Here is a 20,524-nt window from a genome sequence, read left to right on the forward strand (position 1 = left end):
CTTCCGGAGAGGCTGCCATACAAGGAATGTAAAATGAAATTACGACATTACCTCATGGTACTGGGTGCCCTGCTGCTGGCGGGCTGTAGCCAGCCGGTGGCAAAGGCGGAAAACCGGAGCGGCGGCGGTGGGATTATTGTCGCCATCAACCATACCAAATTGGCGATCAACCATTTCAGCGTCGACGGTCAGTCTGGCATCGATGCTATTGGTCCGTATCAGGGCGGCGGCGGGGGGTGCTGCTATGGCGTGCCAGCTAAATGACGGCCCGGAATGACGGTTAAGATTGACTGGGAAACAGGTGTTGGGGATATGGATGGCTTTCCAGGGTTTGACAGATGGGCTGAGTATCTGGCATGGGAAAAAAAAATGAAGGCTCAGAATCGCCAGCATAGCACTGTGATAACAGTACCGGACTATACGGGGCAAAAGACCTGCGGGATCACGGTGCATTTTCTGCCCTGTGATGAGGTGAAAGTGACCACCAGCTGTGTGAACCCGGGCCGGCCGGACTACCCAATCAACGAGCCCCTTAAGATGCCGGAACCGAAAGTATGTCCAAAATAATTACCGATCTGGCATGGTTCCCGCCGGCGTTTCCGGCTCAGGGGCGTTTACCCACCAGGGCTGCGCTGGTTGGCACAAACTGCGCGCGGCTGGACAGCCACGAGCTTACCTGGCGGCAGGGCTGTGTATATCAGCCTGTTCTTCGACGGCACCGGCAATAACCTTAATCACGATCTGGCTTTTATTCCTCTTCAGTAATGCTCAGCCATGCCATCCCGAAAAGTCATGGCTGAGCAAGACGGACGTCATCCGTTTCTTCATCAAAGGAATGCAAAATGAAAATACGACATTACCTCATGGTACTGGGTGCCCTGCTGCTGGCGGGCTGTAGCCAGCCGGTGGCAAAGGCGGAAAACCGGAGCGGCGGCGGTGGGATTATTGTCGCCATCAACCACACCAAATTGGCGATCAACCATTTCAGCGTCGACGGTCAGTCTGGCATCGATGCTATTGGTCCGTATCAGGGCGGCGGCGGGGGGTGCTGCTATGGCGTGCCGGCGAATTGGCGGCCGGGTATGACGGTCAAAATCGACTGGGAAACAGGAGTGGGATACTCAATGGATTTTCCGGGTTATGCCGATGAACAAAAATTTTTATCCTGGGCCCAAAAAATAAAAGCCCAGAATAAGCAGCACAGTGCGGTGGTACCAGTACCGGATTATTCGGGGCAAAAAACCTGCGGGATAACGGTGCACTTTATGCCCTGTGATGAGGTGAAGGTGACCACCAGCTGCGTGAGCCCCGGCCGGCTGGGCTACCCGATCAACGAGCCCCTTAAGATGCCGGAGCCGAAAGTATGTCCAAAATAATTACCGATCTGGCATGGTTCCCGCCAGCATTTCCGGCTCAGGGGCGTCTACCCACCAGGGCTGCGCTGGTTGGCGCAAACTGCGCGCAGCAGGACAGCTACGAGCTTACCTGGCGGCAGGACTGGGCATATCAGCCTGTTTTTCGACGGCACCGGCAATAGCCTTAATCACAAACTGGCCCTTATTCCTCTTCAGTAATGCTCAGCCATGCCATCCCGAAAAGTCATGGCTGAGCAATACGGACGTCATCCGTTTCTTTATCAAAGGAATGCAAAATGAAAATACGACATTACCTCGTGGTACTGGGTGCCCTGCTGCTGGCGGGCTGTAATCAGCCTGCGGCGAACGCGGAAAGCCGGGGCGGCGGCGGAACCATAGAGGCGATCAATCACACCAGGTGGGCAATCAACCATTTCAGCGTCGACGGTCAGTCGGGAATTGACATTATCGGGCCGTACCAGGGCGGCGGCGGGGGGTGTTGCTATGGCGTGCCGGCGAAATGGCGGCCGGGTATGACGGTCAAAATCGACTGGGAAACTGGAGTAGGAGATATGGATGGGTTTCCAGGCTTTGGTGATGACGCCAGGTATCTTGCCTGGGAAAAAAAAATGAAGGCTCAGAATCGTCAGCACAGCATCGTGGTGCCAGTTCCAGATTATACGGGGCAGGAAATCTGCGGGATCACGGTGCATTTTCTACCCTGTGATGAGGTGAAAGTGACGACCAGTTGTGCCAACTATGGCCATCCGGAACATCCGATCAAAGAGCCCCTTAAGATGCTGGAGCCAAAAATATGTCCAAAATAATCACCGATCTGGCGTGGTTCCCGCCGGCGTTTCCGGCTCAGGGGCGTTTACCCACCAGGGCTGCGCTGGTTGGCGCAAACTGCGCGCTGCAGGACAGCGATGAACTGGCCTGGCGGCAGAAGCTGTGCCTGGCCGCCAGACGGCGCGTGGAGCCTCCCTGCTGTAAAACTTTACACATCAGCCTGTTTTTCGACGGCACCGGCAATAACCTTAATCACGATCTGGTTTTTATTCCTCTTCAGTAATGCTCAGCCATGCCATCCCGAAAAGTCATGGCTGAGCAAGACGGACGTTATCAGTTTCTTCATCAAAGGAATGCAAAATGAAAATACGATATTACCTCGTGGTACTGGGCGCCCTGCTGCTGGCGGGCTGTAGCCAGCCGGTGGCGAAAGCCAAAACCCGGAGCGGCGGCGGTGGGATTATTGTCGCCATCAACCACACCAAATGGGCGATCAACCATTTCAGCGTCGACGGTCAGTCGGGAATTGACATTATCGGGCCGTATCAGGGCGGTGGAGGTGGCTGCTGCTATGGCGTGCCGGCGAAATGGCGGCCGGGTATGACGGTGAAAGTCGACTGGGAAACAGGGTTGGGAGGCTCAAAAGGGTTTCCGGGCTTTGCTGACTGGGAAAAATATAAGGCCTGGGAAAAAAAAATGAAGGCCCAGAATAAGCGGCACAGCACGGTGGTACCGGTGCCAGACTATACGGGGCAAAAAACCTGCGGGATCACGGTGCACTTTCTGCCTTGTGATGAGGTGAAGGTGACCACCAGCTGTGTGAGCCCCGGCCGGCCGGGGTACCCAATCAACGAGCCATTGCAAATGCCGGAGCCGAAAGTATGTCCAAAATAATCACCGATCTGGCGTGGTTCCCGCCAGCGTTTCCGGCTCAGGGGCGTTTACCCACCAGGGCTGCGCTGGTTGGCGCAAACTGCGCGCTGCAGGACAGCGATGAACTGGCCTGGCGGCAGAAGCTGTGCCTGGCCTCCAGGCGGCGCGTGGAGCCTCCCTGCTGTAAAACTTTACACATCAGCCTGTTTTTTGACGGCACCGGCAATAACCTCAATCACGACTTATATATTGCTGACCCGAAGCACCCCACTAATATTGCCCGCCTGTTCCGCGCCACTATCGGCCAGGGCTATGCCGGAGGGCTGGCAGATAAAACAGCGGAGCTGCTGGATGCCAGCGGCAGTGGCGATAATAAATACTACAAATATTATATTCCCGGCGTCGGGACACCTTTCCCCGAGGTGAACGACCTGGATTTCAGCATGATGGGGCTGGCGGCGGCGACGCACGGGGAAGACAGAATCAACTGGGGCCTGCTGCGGATTATCGATGCCCTGAAGCGGACAATGGGCCTGGATACGCTGTCGGACGACGAAAGCTGGAAGGCGGTGGAAAAAATGGCCACCTCTATGGCGTCCTTTGGGCTGACCGGCGCTGCCAACCGTTTTGAGACCTTCCAGAGCCTGCTGAAAGATGTGGCACCAGAGCTGCAAAAGGCCCTGGTACCTGTCGAGCCCGGAAAGCCAAAGCTGTTGGGAATCAAGCTGTACGTATACGGCTTTTCGCGCGGGGCAGCGGCAGCACGAACTTTTGTCCGCTGGCTTAGCGAACTGCTGCCAAAGCCTGAGGAGGGAAAAGACAAACCCGAGCAGTGCCTGGCGGTGGGCGAGCTGAAAATTCCGCTCAGTGTGGAGTTACTGGGCCTGCTGGATTCGGTGGCCTCGGTGGGCGTGGCGCATATCGCCCCGGTGGCGGAAGGGCATATGGGCTGGGCGGACGAAACCCAGGAGCTGCCGGCAGAGAAGGTCTATGGGGAATTGATCAAAAAGTGTGTCCATCTGGTCTCTTCCCATGAGCAGCGTCTGTGCTTCCCGCTGGATTCGATCCGCCGCCCGAATGGTAAATATCCGGCGAACAGCGAGGAAGTCGTCTATCCGGGTATGCACTCGGATTTAGGCGGAGGCTACCCGCCTGGGGATCAGGGAAAGGCCAATGGTGATGGCGATAGTTTGTTGTTGTCACAAATTGCGTTGAATGAGATGTATGCCGCTGCTTTTGAATCGGGAGCTCCTCTAAAAGTTCCAGAAGATAGTTTACCTGAAGATCTTAAATCTCAGCGGTGGAGAGTCATGGACGTCGATGTTATTTCAGAGTTTGCCGCGGCTCCAAATCTAATAAATCGTTTCAACGCCTGGCGCGAGCTTACCCTCGGGCTGAGTTCGTCCACAGTCCCGATTCTCCCCGAACAAGCCGCAATATACGATCCACCGCGCGCGCCGGTCAGCCTGGAGAAAGCCCTTGAAGATCAGATGGGCTGGATCACCGCCTGGCGTATTAACCGCTATGCCGGGGGAACCTACAAGACCCAGCGCTTCTATGTCGATTCGGCGGCAAATGGGCTGGATAAAGACAGCGATCCGCGGGTCAGAAAGCAGTCTGAGGATGACTGGAAAGAAGCACAGAAAAAAGTTGACGATGCTCGTAAGGAAATAATTGCCGAACATAAACCTGAAGATGGCTTCCTGATGCTCCCGCCGGGGCCAAAGGATTTCGACGCCGCGCTGGGGCAAACCCAGCTGCGTCAGGCCGCAGAGGAGTTCAGAGAGGATTACCACGGCCTCTCCCGCTCGGGTACCGGTAACTGGATTTTTACTGCCGTTGATTCAATGAGTAACGCCATCTTCCTGCTGAATAACGATAATGAGTATGGCGAATGGCTCAGCATGAAAACCGCCGGAGACGATCGTGTAAAAGTGCTTTTCCCGGCGGCCGGCGAAGCGAGTAACGCCACTGAACCAGGCGGGCTGGTGCGGGCACTGTTTGACGATCAGATCCACGATTCCCGCGCGTGGTTTATGCACAACGCCTTCGGCTCCCGCGAACCCTGGGGCAGCTATTTCCTTTACCGGATGATCTATTTCGGCAGCTGCAGCAGTAAGCCAATGACGCCGTTGATGATTGCCGGAGCGGTGGTGGGCGTCGCGACCCTTGCCGCAGGCGCGGCCGTTATCATCAGACAGAAAAGCGCGAAGGGCAAACTCGCGGGGCTTGCCGGTACCGCGGGTGCCGTTTACCTCGAAACGCAGGCCATCGATCTGCTTTCCGGCAAACCGCTGCCAATGCTGCCCAACGCCGCACAGCTGCAGGCGCCAACGATGGAGCCAGGCACAGTGGTGGCACAGCAAACGCAGCTCATCAGCGATCAGCGGCTGGCACTGGCAAAAACGATGATTGAGTCCAGCTGGGCGGAAAATCTTAAGGCGACCGTAATGGCCTGATTCAGGGAAGGAAGAAGGATGAAAGCAGTGATACGTGAGGGCGATACCCTGCGGGAGTACGGTGGGAAAGTGCTGGGCGGGCATTATCTTTGCTTCGGGAAAGGGATCGCCTGTAAAGGCGATGCAGTGAAGTGCAATAAACATGGCATCACGGTCATCAGTGAAGGCAGTTCATTATCGGAAGTGGACGGACAGCCGGTGGCGCTGCATGGTCATCGTTGTGCCTGTGGCTGCACGCTGGTGAGCTCTTTTCCCGATTGCGGCATTGAGCTGTGAGGCCGTTACCGGAGTATCCACCCTACCGGGTGGCACGTGCCCCTGACGGCAAGCGATGGCTATCAGCGGGGGCGCTGATGGTGTTGCTGTGCGGAGGAGGCGGCGCGCTGCTTCATCCTGCCGGGAGCGCTGCCGGACTGGTGATAAAAGGAATGGCCGGCGCGGTGATTATGATGGGCGTGCTCTGGTTAATACGCATGCTGTATTACCGGACGTCGGCCCATAACGCCCGGTATTACCAACAACTGGTTGAGCAGCAGCAGCAGGCCTGGTGGCTGCAGCATCAGCACCATTTCGCGCTTAGTGAAATGGTGCTGCTGGGCCCTGCCGGGACCGATACGCCACACTGGTTGCGGCTGCTAAAGCGGGAGCATCGGGTTCCTGAGATAAAAAATGAGTCGAGCGGTAAAGCGCTGCGTATCGGTCGAACGCTGGTCGATACGGTAGCTGAACGCGAGGCTTTACTGGCAAAAATGCTGGTGCTGCAATGGCGGACGCAGCACGCAGATTCCTCTCCGCCACACTTATGGCGCTGCTACTGGCAGGGTTCTCTGGATGCCTGGCGTGCATTCTGTAGCCAAATGCAGGTTTCATTTCCGGACGTGGCGCTTCCTGAAAAACCGGAGACATGGCAAGGCGAAGAGACGTTGTCTGCACTTGCCGCAACGGCTCAAACGCTCCCTGAAACAGAGGCCATTCTGGTCGCCGGGTGTCATTCGATAGCTGCCTCGTTTAATTCTGCACAGCCTGCCGGTGAGTCCGCTGCACTGTGTCTGGTCGCGCAGAAAGGGCTGGTCAGTCTCACCCGCGGGGAAGTTTACGATATCGCCGGGAAAGAGGTTTTAACCGCAGTCTGCGAACGAGCGGAGCAGCAAAGCGACCTCGAAACGCCGCATGACACCTGCATGCTGTTCTCACAGCCGGCGCTGCCCGCCCTGGCGCAAAGCGGCTGGAATGTGACCCATCACGTTCAGGACCTCAACTGGGGGAACCCCGGTGATATGGAAATGCTTATCGTGCTGATTCTGGCGGCTCTTTACGCAAAAAATTATCAACAACCCTGCGGCTGGATAGCCAAAGATCCTCTACATACTCTCGCTCTTGGAATTATTAAACCTTATGGTGAAGGAAAATAAACCCGCTGAATTTTCGGTGTTTGCCACGGCGGTGTTGTTTGTTGCTACTGTCACGCTACTTGTGCTGGCAGGTGGGTTACTGTGGTGGTATTGGGGGGAAGATCTCTCCACGGAATGGGACGTGATACGTCGAATCATGACGGCCTGTTTTGTTGTCTGGGGAGTGTCGCTCTGCGTACTGGTGCTGGGGTTTATCGCGTTTCATTTAATGATTCGGGAAAAAGTAATGGGAGAGGCTTCTTCCAGACCGGTCAAAAAGAAAAGAACGCTCCGTCTGCCGCTCAGGGCGGACATCAGCAACCATCTCCGTCGTCGTTATAGCCTCTTCTGGCGAAGTAAAGTCCGCCTGCTGTTAGTCACAGGCGATGAAAACGCCATCGCTCAGTTGGTGCCCAACCTGCAAGCCCGCCAGTGGCTGGAAGGCAACCGCACGGTCTTGATTTATGGCGGCAGCCTGACTGCTGAACCCGATAAGGAAAAATACGCTGCGCTGCGTAAACTGCGCCGCGGGCGTCCGCTGGACGGGATTGTCCGCGTCATGCCGCAGTCGTTTAATCTGACCCCGCAAATCAGCGACAACGATTTACGCGGCCTGGAAAAAATCAGCGAACTGCTGCGCTATTCCGCCCCGGTTTATTTGTGGCTGCTGTGCGACAGCGCCTGGTCGCAGGCAAAACGCACTGAACAGACGGTAGGGGCTACTTTTCCTCTGCGTGCTGAGCCTGACGATATTTGTCGTCAGCTTGAACGGATGCTGTCGGACCTGCGGACGCAGGGGGTGAGCCAGGTCGCTGAGAACAACGGCCACGACTTCCTGCTGCGTCTGGGTCAGCACCTCAAAGACGGCGGTATCGCCCGCTGGGCTCAGCAACTGGTGCCATGGCTGACAGCCTCCCAGCAGCGCGTTCCGCTGCGTGGTCTGATGTTCAGCCTGCCGGACAGTCACTCAATTCATCCGACAGAGGAAACAGCCGACGCTGAGAAATTTATCCCGGAATCACAACGCCATGCGCTGACTTTGCCGGTGACCTGGCAGGGTATCGTGGACGACTGTACCCGTGTTCGTGGCCGCCGAGTCGGTATGGCGTGGGAACAGACGCTTGCCTGGACGCTGATGGCCATCATGGGTATCTGGGGCGCGGGAACGCTGCTGTCGTTCGCGGTCAACCGTCAACAGATCGTTTCTGTTGCTGAGCAGGCCCATGCCCTGGTGGAGCATCCTGCGGTATCGGATGAGCAGCTGACGGCGCTGCATACGCTGCGTAATCATGCCGGTCGCCTGCAGCATAGTATTCAGGAAGGCGCCCCCTGGTATCAGCGTTTTGGCCTTGACCATAACCCGCAGTTGCTCGATGCATTGCTGCCCTGGTATGGCGTGGCGAACAATCGCCTGATCCGCGATCCGGCCAGTGCTGCGCTGACTAAAAAACTCAATGCGCTGGCGAATTCCGAACCGAACAGCGATCGGCGCGCTCAGCTGGCGACGCTGGGCTATGACCAGCTGAAGGCCTGGCTGATGATGGCGCGTCCGGATAAAGCCGATGGCGCGTATTATGCCCAGACCATGAAAGCTGTGCAGCCGACGCGAAAGGGCATTTCAACCGGTCTGTGGCAAAGCCTGGCGCCGGATTTGTGGGCTTTCTACATCAACGAACTGCCCGGGCAACCACAGTGGAAAATTACCCCGGATGCGCAGCTGGTGAGCCAGAGCCGCCAGGTGCTGTTGCAGCAAATTGGCCGGCGTAACGCCGAAAGCACGCTGTATGAAAACATGCTCACATCGGTGCGCCGTAACTTTGCCGATGTGTCGCTGGAAGACATGACCAGCGGTACTGATGCCCGCCGCCTGTTCACCACTGATGAAGTGGTACCGGGCATGTTCACCCGTCAGGCGTGGGAGGGCGGTATTCAGCAGGCTATCGAAAAGGCCGCCAACTCCCGCCGGGATGAAATTGACTGGGTGCTGAGCGACAGCCGGAAAGCGGTCTCTTCAGACCTGTCGCCGGAGGCCCTGAAAGCACGTCTGACGCAACGTTACTTCACCGACTTTGCCGGTAGCTGGCTGAGCTTCCTTAACAGTCTGCGACTTAATTCTGCGAACAACATCGCAGACGTTACCGACCAGCTGACGCTGATGAGCGATGTCCGCCAGTCGCCACTGATTGCCCTGATGAATACCATTGCCTGGCAGGGGCAGACCGGCCAGCACAGCGAAAGTCTGTCGGATTCCATTATCAAATCGGCTAAAGATCTCGTAAGTGGACAGGACAAGCCAGCGATTGACCAGTCTTCATCAGGGCCGCAGGGACCGCTGGATGACACCTTTGGCCCACTGCTTCAGCTTTTAGGTAAAAACAAAGGCAGCAACGTTATGTCGGCGGACACGTCACTTAGCCTGCAGACGTATCTGACCCGCATCACCCGCGTGCGTCTGCGCCTGCAGCAGGTGGCCAGCGCCTCTGATCCGCAGGCAATGATGCAGACTCTGGCGCAGACCGTGTTCCAGGGCAAAAGTGTGGATCTGACCGACACCCAGCAGTACGGCAGTCTGATTTCGGCAAGCCTGGGCGAAGAGTGGAGTGGTTTTGGCAGCACGATGTTTGTCCAGCCCCTGACTCAGGCCTGGGAGACCGTGCTTCAGCCTTCGGCGGCGAGCCTGAATGATAAATGGAGCCGCTCGGTTGTCGCCAACTGGCAAACTGCCTTTGACGGACGTTTCCCGTTTGCCGCCAGCAAAAGTGATGCCTCTTTACCCATGCTGGCTGAATTTGTGCGTAAGGACAGCGGGCGTATCGAGCGCTTCCTGACGACAGAGCTCAACGGGGTGCTGCACAAAGAGGGCAGCCAGTGGGTGCCGGATAAGGTCAACAGCCAGGGGCTGAGCTTTAACCCGGCCTTGCTGCGGGCGATTAATCAGCTGAGCCAGCTGTCAGACATTCTGTTCACCGATGGCAGCCAGGGCATCAGCTTTGAGCTGCAGGCGCGTCCTGTACCGCAGGTAGTGGAAACCCAGTTGATTATTGATGGACAAAAGCTGCACTACTTCAATCAGATGGCCGACTGGCAGAGCTTCCGCTGGCCGGGTGACACTTACAAGCCGGGGACGATGCTGACCTGGACCTCGGTCAACGCCGGTGCGCGTCTGTTCGGGGATTACAGCGGGACCTGGGGCTTTATTCGCTGGCTGGACCAGGGCAAACGCCAGCAGCTTGACCGCAGCCAGTGGATGATGAGCTTTACTGCCCCGGACGGTCGCACTTTGCAGTGGGTGCTGCGCTCACAACTCGGGAAAGGTCCGCTGGCGTTGCTGGATCTGCGCGGTTTCACGCTGCCGGATCAGATATTCAGTGTCGACAGCGCGGCCACCGCGCAGGCGCTGATGGCTAACACCGCAAACAGTGACATGGAGGAGGTCGAAGAATGAGCACACTGCAGAATCTGGTCACCGCCTGTCAGGCTGACGAAACTCAGCTGCGGCAGCAGGCCCAGGCACGCACGGAAAACTGGCAGTCCTGGCTTGCGCCGGTAAGTGACACCCATCCGACCGGTGAAGACCCGGGCTATGATGATGATTTTCAGCGTATCCGCGAAGAGGTCAATAAACTCTCCGGCATTGATACCGGGTTGATTTGCACGCTTGCCGAAAAACTGCTGACCACTGCGGCCAAAGATATCCGGGTTGCAACTTATTACTGCTGGGCGCGCCTGCACCAGGACGGCGAAGCCGGTTTTACCGAAGGACTTGAGCTGCTGGCGGGATTGCTGCAGCGCTATGGCACGCAGCTTCATCCTCAGCGCGAGCGGAGTCGTAAACCGGCGCTGGAGTGGCTCGCAGGCTCCCGTGTTCTGGACAGCCTGTCACTCTGGCCGGAAGTGATTCGCGACGATGCACTGCGCACTGCCGGTGCGCTGCTGCTGTTGCGCGACAGTTTGGATACAGAGCCGGAAGCGTCGCGGCCAGAGCTGAATGCCCTGTACAGCGCGCTGGAATCCCGCCTGATGAAGGCCGGTGGTGTGGATGCCGTGGTACCGCAGAATGCAGGTGATAAGGCTCCGTCACAGTTCTCCACGCCTGTGACGGAGCCAGATGCGCCTGTGCTGAGCCGCATCACCTCTGGTCAGGATTTGCTGGCCCAGGCCCGTACACTGACCGGATATCTGCGTGAGCAACCCGATGGCTGGCTTGCCGCACACCGGCTGATGAAAAGCCTGCGTCATGACACGCTGCACAGCATTCCTGCGCCGGATGCACAAGGCAAAACCCGCATAGATCCGCCTCGCGCAGACCAGCGTGCCATGCTCAAACGTCTGTATCTGCAGCAGAGCTGGGGCGAAATACTGGAGCAGGCAGACAGCGCCTTTTCGCGTGGCGCTAATCACCTCTGGCTTGATTTGCAGTGGTATGTCCACCAGGCGCTGATGAAATCGGGGCAGGAGGTGCTGGCCGGGATCATCGCCGCCGACCTGAAAGGATTACTGCGTCGCCTTACTGGTCTTGAAACCCTGGCCTTTAATGACGGTACGCCGTTTGCCGATGAAGTGACGCTGAACTGGATAAATCAGAACGTACTGGACGATATGTCCGGCTGGCGGGATGAGCCGGTCAGTGCCGCCGGTGAAACAGATAACGATATCCTGGCTCTCGAGCCGGAAGCGCTGGAGAAAGCGGACACCGACGGTCTGGATGCCACACTCCACTGGCTCCAGACGCGCCCGGGTGCGGATTCCGCGAAAGACAAATGGCTGCTGCGCCTGCTGATGGTCCGTGTAGCCGAGCAGAAGGGCAAAAATGAACTGGCGCTGCATCTGCTGGGAGAGCTCGACAGTGCCGCACAGTCAATTACCCTCACGCAGTGGACACCGGCATTGCTGTTTGAAGTGAAATCCCGCCGCCTCAGACTGCTACGCATGAAAGCCACACGCAGTGAAACCGATAAATCACGGTTACAGCCAGAGATGGATCTGCTGCTGTCCGGTCTGATTGCGCTCGATCCGGCCAGCAGCGCGGTGCTTTGCGGCTAAAACATCAGGCATACCTTTCAAACACACATATTCAGGTTTTTATGGATGATTTAACCCTGCGTTATTACGACGCTGAAATGCGCTACCTGCTGGAAGCAGGTGAAGAGTTTGCGCGTGCTCACCCCGAGCAGGCGGCAATGCTCAATCTCGAGAAAGCGGGAGCGCGCGACCCGTACGTGGAGCGGCTGTTTGAGGGCTTTGCCTTCCTGATGGGCCGGCTGCGCGAGAAGCTCGATGATGACTTGCCCGAATTAACCGAAGGGCTGGTCAGCCTGCTGTGGCCACATTACCTGCGTACCATTCCGTCCATGTCGGTGGTGGAATTCACCCCTGACTGGCGCGAGATGAAAGAGCCGATGCGCATCGTCAAAGGTTTTGAGGTGAACTCGCGGCCGATCGGCGAGAAGGGCACGCGCTGCCGGTATACCACCACCAGAGAGATGACGCTTCAGCCGTTGTCGCTGGAACATGTCCGTCTGTCGACTGACCCTGACGGGCGTTCGGTTATTACTCTGCGTTTTCACTGCAGTGACCTCGCTGACTGGACGCGCATCGACCTGAGCTGTATTGCGCTGTATTTCAACGCCGACGCGCCGCTGGCCTGTGCCATGCATGAAGCCTTCACCATGAATGTCGCCCGCCTGTGGCTGCGCCTGCCGGGTGACATCGACAGAAGACCGCTCGACGGGTATTTCACCGCGCTGGGCTTTGGCGATAACGACGACCTGTGGCCGAAGGGCAGCAGCAGCTTCAGCGGCTATCAGCTGTTGCTGGAGTATTTCACCTTCCGCGAGAAATTCATGTTCACGGGCCTGCGTGGGCTGGAGACCGTGGTCTTTCCGGCTGAACTCCCCTGGTTTGAAATCGACGTGGTGCTGGCGGAGCGCTGGGAACATGACTTCAGCTTTACCGAAAAGCATCTGCGCCTGAACTGTGTGCCGGTGATTAATCTGTTCCCGCTGGAATCTGACCCGCTGACGCTCAACTCCCTGCAGACCGAATACATGCTGCGCCCGATGCGCGTGCAGGATGGTCATACCGAGATTTATGCGGTGGATTCGGTGATGTCATCCAGCCAGCATAGCTATGTGCCGTTTTCGAGCTTTCGCCATAAAGGCGGCATGATGCGCCATCAGGCCCCCGAATATTACTACCACACGCGCGTACGTCGCGGTCCGTCCGGTCTGCATAACACCTGGCTTATCCTCGGCGGTGAAGCGTTTGATAACCACACGGTGCCGGAAGACGAGAGCCTGTCGCTGACGCTCACTGGCACCAACGGCCAGCTGCCACGACGAGCTCTGCAGAGCACGGTGCTTGATACGGTGATGAAAACCACCTCAGCCAGTATCGCCGTGCGTAACCTATGTGCGCCGACACTACCCTGTTATCCACCGGCGCAGGACCGTTTCCACTGGCGCGTGCTGAGCCATCTCGGCAGCGGATTCCTGTCGACGATGGACAATGCCGACGTGCTACGCGGGACGCTGGCGCTGTACGAATGGACCGACAGTGAGATGAACCGCCGTCGGCTGGAAGCCATCATTGACGTTAAGCACCGCGAAACCGAGCGTTTCGAGCAGGGCTATCTGGTACGCGGTGTGCAGATTGAGGTGACGCTGGACAGTCACGGCTTTGCCGGGCGCGGCGACATCTGTCTGTTCGGCGAGATGCTGAGCCGCTTCTTTGCGCTGTATACCGATATCTATCTGTTCAACCGCCTGATTATCATCCTGCAACCGACTGGAGAGCGCCTGGAATGGGAAGAGAAGCACAACCGCCGCATTCCCGGCTGACCCCGCGGCTGGAAGCCGACCTTCACCGCATCAACTTTTACCGCTTATGCCAGCTGCTGGAGAAGCGTAATCCTGGCAGGCCGCTGATGGGTTCGACCAGCCACCCGGCGGATGACCCGGTGCGGTTTGCGCCACATCCGGGGATGGGATTTCCGGCCAGCGAAATAAAGGCTGTCGAATATGACGAGGAGGATGACAGCAAGCCACCGCTCATCCGCACGACCTTTATGGGGATGTACGGGGTTGATTCCCCCTTGCCGACCGCCTATCTCGATGACATCACTCAGCGTCGCGAAGGTCACGAAGCGCTGCAGGGTTTTCTGGATATCTTCAGCCACCGTATCCTGACGCAGTTTTACCGTATCTGGCGTAAATACTCCTACCCGGCCACATTTGAGCCCGGCGGTACTGATACTATCTCGCAGTCACTGCTGGGTCTGGTGGGACTTGGGATACCGGGCACCGCAGAGCACATCGCCACCCCGGTGTCCCGATTTCTGGCGCTGCTGGGTGTGCTGCAGCAGCCAGGTAAAACCCAGGAGGGGATGCAGGCCCTGGTGAGCCTGCTGGCACCCGACACGACGGTGCAGGTGAGCCCGTATTGCCTGCGACCAGTGGCAGTCAGCCAGCCGCTGGGCTTTTACGGCGATGACGATTTTCTGCTGGATGGCAACACACCGCTGGGCGAAGAGGCGATGGATGCCAACAGCCAGTTGCTGATTGCTCTGTTCACCGATAACGAGCAGGAATCACAGGGCTGGAAACCGGACGGCCTGCTGTATCAGGACTTTCTGGTGATGCTGCGGGTGTATCTCGGCTGGCGCTTTAAAGCAAAAATCACTCTGACCACCCGAACCCGCCTGCTGGTTGCGCCGCCGCTCGGCGAAGGCCCATTCTGGCTGGGGATGAATGGCGTTCTGGGCGCGCAAGACGAATATCTCCCGGAGGATTTTCCGCAGACCTTTACCACGGAACTGGGTTATTACGCCGGGCTGGAGCCTGCATCATCACAACAAGGAAACCGACGTGTTACGTACAAGTTTGATTAAATCCGCATGCTGGCTACCTGCGCTACTGGCGTTCAGCCTGACGGGGTGTGGGGTGACGCAGGGTATCACCGATGGCACCAAATCGGCATTTAACGCCGTGTTTTACAAAAAGATTAAGGTGCTGCACCTGGATTTCACCGCCCGTGAGGCGCTGAACACCGATTCCCGTGAAAGTAATTCGCTGTCTGAGCCGGTGGTTATTCGGGTCTGGCAGCTGAAAGACCGTAAAACCTTCGACAAAACGGTCTATCAGCAGCTCCTCAGGGATGGCGACACCATCCTGAAAGCCGATCTGCTGGCGACCCGGGATGTGGTGGTAAAACCTGGCGGTGAGGCGAACCTCGATATGCCAATGGAAGAAGATGCGCAGTTTGTCGCCGTGGCAGGACTGTTCCGCCATCCGGATAGAGTTAACAACACCTGGAAGCTGGTGATAGGGCGTGAAGACCTTGACCCGGATAAGCCGCGCATTCTGGAAGCCGGTAACAACCATTTGACGCTACAACCGCTCAAGGACGACTGATGCCCCAGGGACATAACACACCTTCGCTGTATGAAATGCTCACCGGCAACTTCACCGGCGGCCTCGACCTGCATCAGGTCAGCGAACAGAATCAGGTGATTTTGTCCGTGCTCGATAACATGCAGCGCATCCTCAACTGCCGCGCCGGCACGCTGGCGCATCTGCCGGACTATGGTCTGCCCGATATGACCAAAATCCTGCAGGGCATGCCGGGTACTGCCCATGAGCTGATTGGCACCCTGTCTGCTGTTCTGCTCAGGTATGAGCCGCGCCTGAAAAGCATCAGAGTGGTGCTGCTGGAGCAGGCGCAGCCCGGCGAATTGCGCTACGCGATTGATGCGGAACTGAAGGGACTCGGTCTGGTGCGGTACGGCACTGAATTTATGCCCGAGGGGCGCGTTCTGTTGCGGCATCTCAGGCAGCAGCAATATCTTGATGGTAAAGCGCAAATCTAAGCGGCATTATTACGAACGAGGCTGAATAATAAAATAACACATGGATTTGAATATGAAAAAATTGATACCGCTGTTGGTTTTTAGCTTATTAGTGACTCTGCAGGCAGAGGCGGCCAGAGGCAGAAAACCCTGTTCTGGTGCAAAGGGTGGTATTGCACACTGTACCTCAGATGGTCGTTTTGTTTGTAATGACGGAAGTCTGAGTCAGTCAAAGAAATTTTGCTCCAGGTATGATTCGTCAGATAACACGCAGCAGGTAAAATCACCGCTCAGCAGCGGCAAAACGCAGACCAAAAAGATCGTTACATCAAAGAAACAGCCACAGCCGGTGGCTCAGCCTCAGGATCAAAACGATTTGCAACCACGAAAACCGACTTGCGCTCCGCTTTATATGGCCAGCCAATCCGGCTATACGAATTTACCTATTTGCACCGGTAATCAATATTAATTAAGGCGGGAAAGAGGGGGGCGGTAAAGAAATATTTGCATCGTTCCTCGCTCAGAACAGGCAAAAAAACAGACTGCATAAGTAATTATCCTCCCACGCTGTACATACCTCACAGGGACAATAAGTCATGAATGACATGCCTGCCCGTCGGATTAAAACCGGTAGCGACCCGCGTAAGCTGCCGGATTATGCGGCTCTGCGTGAAGAGCTGAGCAAATTGACCCATCCGGCACGGCCAGATATAGACTGGCTTTATGTTGAACAACGCTGCCTTTCTCTGTTCGAACAAAATGGAGTGGAGTTGCAGACCGCGGCCTGGTACACGCTTGCCCGCCTGCAGCTGGCCGGCCTGGTCGGGTTGAATGAAGGTCTGGCGCTACTGGAAGCGCTAGTGAGCCACCAGTGGGGGGCGCTGTGGCCGCAACCGATCCACGCGCGCATGGACATTCTCACCAGCCTGAGCCAGCGCGTGCAGCAGCAGATGCGCACCCTTTCCCTGAATTATGACGATCTGAGTCAGCTTTATCGTGCTGAACAATTGCTTACCCGGCTGGGGACCGTGTTACAGCGGCTGGAGCTTAAACATCTTAGCCAGCTTGATACATTGCGTGCTCTGATGCACAACAGTGCCGCCAGGCTGGAAAGCCGTGACGATACGACCAGCGACATCTTGCCCGGTACCACGCTAGATAACGGGGCGATATCCGCACACCCGCATGAAACGAAAACTCCGCATAGCGCCAGATGGGTTTATGTCGCGCAGCAGCAACATCAGCCGAAGATAAAGGTGCAGACAGCGGCGCTGGCCCGTCGTAATAAGTGGCAATTTTTCAGTGCCGGGATGTTTACCATGCTGCTAATCAGCATGGCCGCGGTGGGTGGCTGGCAATATCTTCACCGGCCCGATCCACTGCAGGCTCAGCTGGTGGCATCGCTGGCTCCTGTGCCCGCCACACTCACGTCACAGCAGCGGGATGTGCTGCGGCAGCAAACGTCCTTACCATCAGCCTTGATCGCCGACACGCAGCAGCAGTTATCTCGTCTGGAACAACTCGCGCCCGACTGGAATATTGCGTATGGCCAGCAGCTGGTGGAGCAGGCGCAGGTGCTGTGGCCGGAACAGGCGGGTTCGTTATCAGCTCGGTGGCAGCATCAGCTTGAGGCCAGCACGTTGCCAGCGCAAAACCTTGCGGCCTGGCATCAGGGAATGATGAAGCTGGCACAGTTAAGCGAGCGGCTGAATGGACTGGATGAGCAAAAAGGCAAATACATCACGGTGAGTGAGCTGAAGTCCTCGGTATTTGGCATGATGACCCGTTTTCAGCAGGCTGAGCCCATTGAGGAACAATTGCGGCAAATCCACTCGCTACCAGCCAGTGCCCCCCAGCGGCAGCAGCTTATCCGTCAGCTCGAACAACACCTGCGATCGCAGATTTACACCTTGTGGCAGATGAAAAACAGCATTGGGGTGGCAGAGCGATCGGGTGAATAAGCTAAGCGTATGAGCCGCGTAGCGACTTCTTGACCTGCAACCTGCGCCGTGAAACCGCTACTGTCACTGGTGGAGATAGTGCTTTGAAGAAAAGTGAAACTGAAATAATTTCTTAAAAAGAAAACTGGAGGGGACGATGTAGCACCGTTTTCAGGAGTCAAATTATTGCGTGCCAATATGGAAAAAGCTTGACAAAATTTCAGCTAATTGTTGTATTGAGTGTGAAACAACGCTTCTATCTGGAAATCCGCTGCTCAAATAAATGATAGCTGTTTATTTATTGTTAATTTCAATACATAAGGAAAATGTTATGTCATTAAAACTATTACAGCAAGCCATTCAACAACATAAGCCAATCTCTTTTGAATATAACAAAGAAGGTAAAGTGATTGGTGAAAGAATAGGAAATACGCATGCGGTTTTTATAATGAGAAAAAAAGATGGAACAGAATCCACCAAAGTCCACTTAGTTCAGACTGCTGGAGTTACAGATTCTGATAAAGGATACAATGAGTTTAGAATGTTTGATATTCTTGAAATTTCAAATGTTAAAATTTTAGGCGATTCCCCTTCTTTCGAAATTCACCATGCGTATAATCCATCATGGGCTGGCTATGCTAATGTGATTGCAAAGGTGTAAGTATGAGCATCGATCATTCTTTTATCATTGGTAGTGACGGAGTAAATGAATTAAAGTTAAATATTTCTGGACTCGACCAAGAGTCAAAGGATGCGTCAGAATTAAAGTCTCATATATTTGCTCATTGCACAAATACTGGAGCGCCTAAGTTTACTTGCCAATTAGAAATCAGTCATTTAAAAGCTCTCTATCAGCACTTGTCTAAATATAGCTTAATTCGTGATATAAGTTCCACGGCTACGGGGCGTTTCGTTGAGGTAGGAGAAAATCATGAGCAAATTATGAGGCTGCTTGAACATGCTGATAATGCCTCATTGGTTTTAGCTCTCCAAAATGTAATCACTAATCGCCTTACAAATGACGACATCAATACTATCTTGGGTAGAAAGGATAGCTTGAAAAAATATCAAACCATGCTTGATAATGCGGCTCATTATAATGAGCCGCACTGGCAGGCTTTTTTTGAAAAGAATGAGTGGTTATTTGGTTATGGGCTTAGATATAAGTATCTCAAAATTATTCAGCGTGAGGCCCATATATCACATACTGATCTTAATGGTTCGAATAATGTAATAACTGATTTCCTTGTGTCTGATTCTCGCTTCACTAAAATTGTTGAACTAAAGACTCCCGAAACAAGTCTTTTTGTCAACAGGAAAAATAGGGCTGATTCATGGCGGCTTTCAAGTGAGTTAACAGACGCAGTCAGCCAAATACTTGCTCAAAAAGCTAACTGGGAAATTGAAAGTCAAAGAGAAAACTACAATTCAGATGGAGAGCGTATCTATGAAAAAACATATGATGCTGAATGCATATTAATAATCGGTTCGTTAGATTCAATAGATGGAAGTGAACGCGAAAAAGAAATAAAAAAGAAAACCTTTGAGCTTTATCGTAGAAATCTTAAAAGTATAGATATTATATGCTATGATGAACTACTCGAGCGCGCTAAGTTTATAGTTAAAAGTGCTGAGATAATTGAAAGTGCAATTGGTAGTGTTTTGGGAGATGATCTAATTTGATTAAATAATCATAGGTCGTAATTTTAATATTTATTTTATACTCTGCATACCATTGAAAGATATCTATTCTCTTAAATTTAAAGTGCATGTTTGTAAATTTCTCTAATAGGTTTTTTATCAACATGCGCAAGCTGAATTTAAATCCACGCATTTTCTAATCTATGTTTATATAGTAACTTGCTCGTCATTAGCGAAAACTATGTCCCATCAATCTCTCCTTAATGCCAGCCAGTATTTATCAATTTATTTATTCTGGCATCGCTTATTAGCTTTTTGACGTCATTTCTGCCAGGAAAAATCAGTAGGTATTCTCCCGCTATTATCTTCATTCTAATGAAAATCTCAACTACTTGAGACGATAGCGATACCAAATGAGAGTTGTGCTTATTCATTCGCCATTTCGCGATTTCCCACAGATCGTTAACCAAATCAAACTCACACCACGAAACCTTACTAAATTCAACGCTGCGAACACCAGTAAGCATAAGTAACTGTGTAGCGTATTTAGTCAGTGAGCTTCCCTGATACCCTTTAAGCGCTTCAACGAAAGCTGGAATCTCTGTCTGTGTCAGGAAAAAAGTAGTTCTGATGGGGCCTGTTTAATGTGATAGCTATATCGGGCGCAAAATTATATTTAGCTCTGCCCGTTACCCCAGAAAAGTTAAAAACTCCACCGCATTGGCGGCGGATCTTGCTCTAACGTAACACTGTCCTCAATTTTTTACAGGACGGTCAATCATTCAAGTGGCTGTTCGCTTGATAAGCCATTTCTGAATCGCCAGCCCTTAGATCATTGGGTTCTATTAGCAGTGATAAGCATGCGCCATTATTGAAGGGGCATAGCTTTAGTACGCGTAGTCTGGGTTTGGGTATCGATGGCAACATATGTGAATAGAAAAAAGAACGAACCGGGTTTTACGCAAAACTATACATATCCGCGTAAGGATTCTATTAGACGTTAGCAGGCAAAATATGATAACGAAAAATGATTATCTTCTTGAAATGCAAGGCTTTTTAGATGCGGCAGGATGATATGAAATAAAAGATGGTGTCCCCTGCAGGAATCGAACCTGCAACTAGCCCTTAGGAGGGGCTCGTTATATCCATTTAACTAAGGAGACGTGCGGCGCGCAGTATAGCGCACCGTGCAGGGGATTTTAACCGTAGGCCGCCTGTTTGCTCAAAGTGT

The 20,524-nt window shown here is 54.4% G+C and carries 16 protein-coding genes, 1 tRNA gene and 5 pseudogenes; 20 read left to right on the forward strand and 2 right to left on the reverse strand.

Annotated elements, in window-relative coordinates; genetic code table 11:
* Positions 1-33 precede the first annotated feature (33 nt).
* The 20 genes and pseudogenes from tli1a (AC6I79_RS06055) (at position 34) to AC6I79_RS06150 (ending at position 19,335) form a co-directional block, all read left to right on the forward strand.
* Positions 34-567: pseudogene (gene tli1a, locus AC6I79_RS06055) on the forward strand (Tli1a family immunity protein).
* Positions 555-741: pseudogene (locus AC6I79_RS06060) on the forward strand (hypothetical protein); the annotation flags it as partial. The pseudogenes tli1a (AC6I79_RS06055) and AC6I79_RS06060, both read left to right, overlap by 13 nt.
* Positions 742-842: 101 nt before the next feature.
* Complete coding sequence (gene tli1a, locus AC6I79_RS06065; RefSeq protein ID WP_159378581.1) at positions 843-1,376, forward strand: Tli1a family immunity protein; 534 nt, start codon at positions 843-845, stop codon at positions 1,374-1,376.
* Positions 1,364-1,547: pseudogene (locus AC6I79_RS06070) on the forward strand (hypothetical protein); the annotation flags it as partial. The gene tli1a (AC6I79_RS06065) and the pseudogene AC6I79_RS06070, both read left to right, overlap by 13 nt.
* A gap of 104 nt (positions 1,548-1,651) precedes the next feature.
* The gene (gene tli1a, locus AC6I79_RS06075; protein WP_159378580.1) at positions 1,652-2,182 is read left to right on the forward strand and encodes a Tli1a family immunity protein; all 531 of its coding nucleotides are present in this window, start codon (positions 1,652-1,654) and stop codon (positions 2,180-2,182) included.
* Positions 2,170-2,403 (forward strand): annotated as a pseudogene (locus tag AC6I79_RS06080) (hypothetical protein); the annotation flags it as partial. The gene tli1a (AC6I79_RS06075) and the pseudogene AC6I79_RS06080, both read left to right, overlap by 13 nt.
* 101 nt (positions 2,404-2,504) lie before the next feature.
* On the forward strand, positions 2,505-3,038 hold the full coding sequence (gene tli1a / locus AC6I79_RS06085) for a Tli1a family immunity protein (RefSeq protein WP_159378579.1): 534 nt from the start codon (positions 2,505-2,507) through the stop codon (positions 3,036-3,038).
* Positions 3,026-5,476 carry a T6SS phospholipase effector Tle1-like catalytic domain-containing protein gene (locus AC6I79_RS06090; RefSeq protein ID WP_159378578.1) on the forward strand — a complete coding sequence of 817 codons (2,451 nt, stop codon included), beginning with the start codon at positions 3,026-3,028 and terminating at the stop codon, positions 5,474-5,476. The genes tli1a (AC6I79_RS06085) and AC6I79_RS06090 overlap by 13 nt, the downstream gene beginning before the upstream one ends.
* 18 nt (positions 5,477-5,494) lie before the next feature.
* Positions 5,495-5,752: a PAAR domain-containing protein gene (locus tag AC6I79_RS06095; protein ID WP_059009080.1), complete on the forward strand. Its 258-nt coding sequence runs from the start codon at positions 5,495-5,497 to the stop codon at positions 5,750-5,752.
* Complete coding sequence (locus AC6I79_RS06100; RefSeq protein WP_498027626.1) at positions 5,749-6,888, forward strand: KPHS_23130 family T6SS system protein; 1,140 nt, start codon at positions 5,749-5,751, stop codon at positions 6,886-6,888. Before AC6I79_RS06095 ends, AC6I79_RS06100 begins: the two co-directional genes overlap by 4 nt.
* Positions 6,872-10,312 (forward strand): ImcF-related family protein, encoded by a 3,441-nt coding sequence (locus AC6I79_RS06105; RefSeq protein WP_159378576.1) that lies wholly within the window; start codon positions 6,872-6,874, stop codon positions 10,310-10,312. Before AC6I79_RS06100 ends, AC6I79_RS06105 begins: the two co-directional genes overlap by 17 nt.
* Positions 10,309-11,910 carry a type VI secretion system protein TssA gene (tssA, locus tag AC6I79_RS06110; protein ID WP_159378575.1) on the forward strand — a complete coding sequence of 534 codons (1,602 nt, stop codon included), beginning with the start codon at positions 10,309-10,311 and terminating at the stop codon, positions 11,908-11,910. The genes AC6I79_RS06105 and tssA overlap by 4 nt, the downstream gene beginning before the upstream one ends.
* A gap of 41 nt (positions 11,911-11,951) precedes the next feature.
* Entirely contained in the window at positions 11,952-13,706 is a 1,755-nt protein-coding gene (gene tssF, locus AC6I79_RS06115; protein ID WP_159378574.1) for a type VI secretion system baseplate subunit TssF, read from the forward strand.
* Positions 13,670-14,755 carry a type VI secretion system baseplate subunit TssG gene (gene tssG / locus AC6I79_RS06120; protein WP_159378573.1) on the forward strand — a complete coding sequence of 362 codons (1,086 nt, stop codon included), beginning with the start codon at positions 13,670-13,672 and terminating at the stop codon, positions 14,753-14,755. Before tssF ends, tssG begins: the two co-directional genes overlap by 37 nt.
* Positions 14,733-15,278 (forward strand): type VI secretion system lipoprotein TssJ, encoded by a 546-nt coding sequence (gene tssJ / locus AC6I79_RS06125; RefSeq protein ID WP_159378572.1) that lies wholly within the window; start codon positions 14,733-14,735, stop codon positions 15,276-15,278. Before tssG ends, tssJ begins: the two co-directional genes overlap by 23 nt.
* Positions 15,278-15,733 carry a type VI secretion system baseplate subunit TssE gene (gene tssE / locus AC6I79_RS06130; RefSeq protein ID WP_058775843.1) on the forward strand — a complete coding sequence of 152 codons (456 nt, stop codon included), beginning with the start codon at positions 15,278-15,280 and terminating at the stop codon, positions 15,731-15,733. The genes tssJ and tssE overlap by 1 nt, the downstream gene beginning before the upstream one ends.
* A gap of 52 nt (positions 15,734-15,785) precedes the next feature.
* Positions 15,786-15,959, forward strand: a pseudogene (locus AC6I79_RS06135) (YdcA family protein); the annotation flags it as partial.
* Between the two features lie 349 nt (positions 15,960-16,308).
* Entirely contained in the window at positions 16,309-17,673 is a 1,365-nt protein-coding gene (locus AC6I79_RS06140) for a VasL domain-containing protein (protein ID WP_159378571.1), read from the forward strand.
* A gap of 310 nt (positions 17,674-17,983) precedes the next feature.
* Positions 17,984-18,313 (forward strand): hypothetical protein, encoded by a 330-nt coding sequence (locus AC6I79_RS06145; protein WP_159378570.1) that lies wholly within the window; start codon positions 17,984-17,986, stop codon positions 18,311-18,313.
* Between the two features lie 2 nt (positions 18,314-18,315).
* Complete coding sequence (locus AC6I79_RS06150; protein ID WP_498027627.1) at positions 18,316-19,335, forward strand: Shedu immune nuclease family protein; 1,020 nt, start codon at positions 18,316-18,318, stop codon at positions 19,333-19,335.
* Between the two features lie 218 nt (positions 19,336-19,553).
* Here AC6I79_RS06150 and AC6I79_RS06155 read toward each other — a convergent pair whose 3' ends face one another.
* Positions 19,554-19,925 (reverse strand): tyrosine-type recombinase/integrase, encoded by a 372-nt coding sequence (locus tag AC6I79_RS06155; RefSeq protein ID WP_159378653.1) that lies wholly within the window; start codon positions 19,923-19,925, stop codon positions 19,554-19,556.
* A gap of 456 nt (positions 19,926-20,381) precedes the next feature.
* Positions 20,382-20,456, reverse strand: a tRNA-Arg gene (locus AC6I79_RS06160).
* Positions 20,457-20,524 lie beyond the last annotated feature (68 nt).

This window comes from gamma proteobacterium symbiont of Scutellera amethystina (genome assembly GCF_059730845.1).

Bases quoted from the DNA above. Each gene is read 5' to 3' on its own strand.
- tli1a (WP_159378581.1), top strand. From the start codon at position 843: ATGAAAATACGACATTACCTCATGGTACTGGGTGCCCTGCTGCTGGCG.
- tli1a (WP_159378580.1), top strand. From the start codon at position 1,652: ATGAAAATACGACATTACCTCGTGGTACTGGGTGCCCTGCTGCTGGCG.
- tli1a (WP_159378579.1), top strand. From the start codon at position 2,505: ATGAAAATACGATATTACCTCGTGGTACTGGGCGCCCTGCTGCTGGCG.
- AC6I79_RS06090 (WP_159378578.1), top strand. From the start codon at position 3,026: ATGTCCAAAATAATCACCGATCTGGCGTGGTTCCCGCCAGCGTTTCCG.
- AC6I79_RS06095 (WP_059009080.1), top strand. From the start codon at position 5,495: ATGAAAGCAGTGATACGTGAGGGCGATACCCTGCGGGAGTACGGTGGG.
- AC6I79_RS06105 (WP_159378576.1), top strand. From the start codon at position 6,872: ATGGTGAAGGAAAATAAACCCGCTGAATTTTCGGTGTTTGCCACGGCG.
- tssA (WP_159378575.1), top strand. From the start codon at position 10,309: ATGAGCACACTGCAGAATCTGGTCACCGCCTGTCAGGCTGACGAAACT.
- tssF (WP_159378574.1), top strand. From the start codon at position 11,952: ATGGATGATTTAACCCTGCGTTATTACGACGCTGAAATGCGCTACCTG.
- tssG (WP_159378573.1), top strand. From the start codon at position 13,670: ATGGGAAGAGAAGCACAACCGCCGCATTCCCGGCTGACCCCGCGGCTG.
- tssE (WP_058775843.1), top strand. From the start codon at position 15,278: ATGCCCCAGGGACATAACACACCTTCGCTGTATGAAATGCTCACCGGC.
- AC6I79_RS06140 (WP_159378571.1), top strand. From the start codon at position 16,309: ATGAATGACATGCCTGCCCGTCGGATTAAAACCGGTAGCGACCCGCGT.
- AC6I79_RS06145 (WP_159378570.1), top strand. From the start codon at position 17,984: ATGTCATTAAAACTATTACAGCAAGCCATTCAACAACATAAGCCAATC.
- AC6I79_RS06150 (WP_498027627.1), top strand. From the start codon at position 18,316: ATGAGCATCGATCATTCTTTTATCATTGGTAGTGACGGAGTAAATGAA.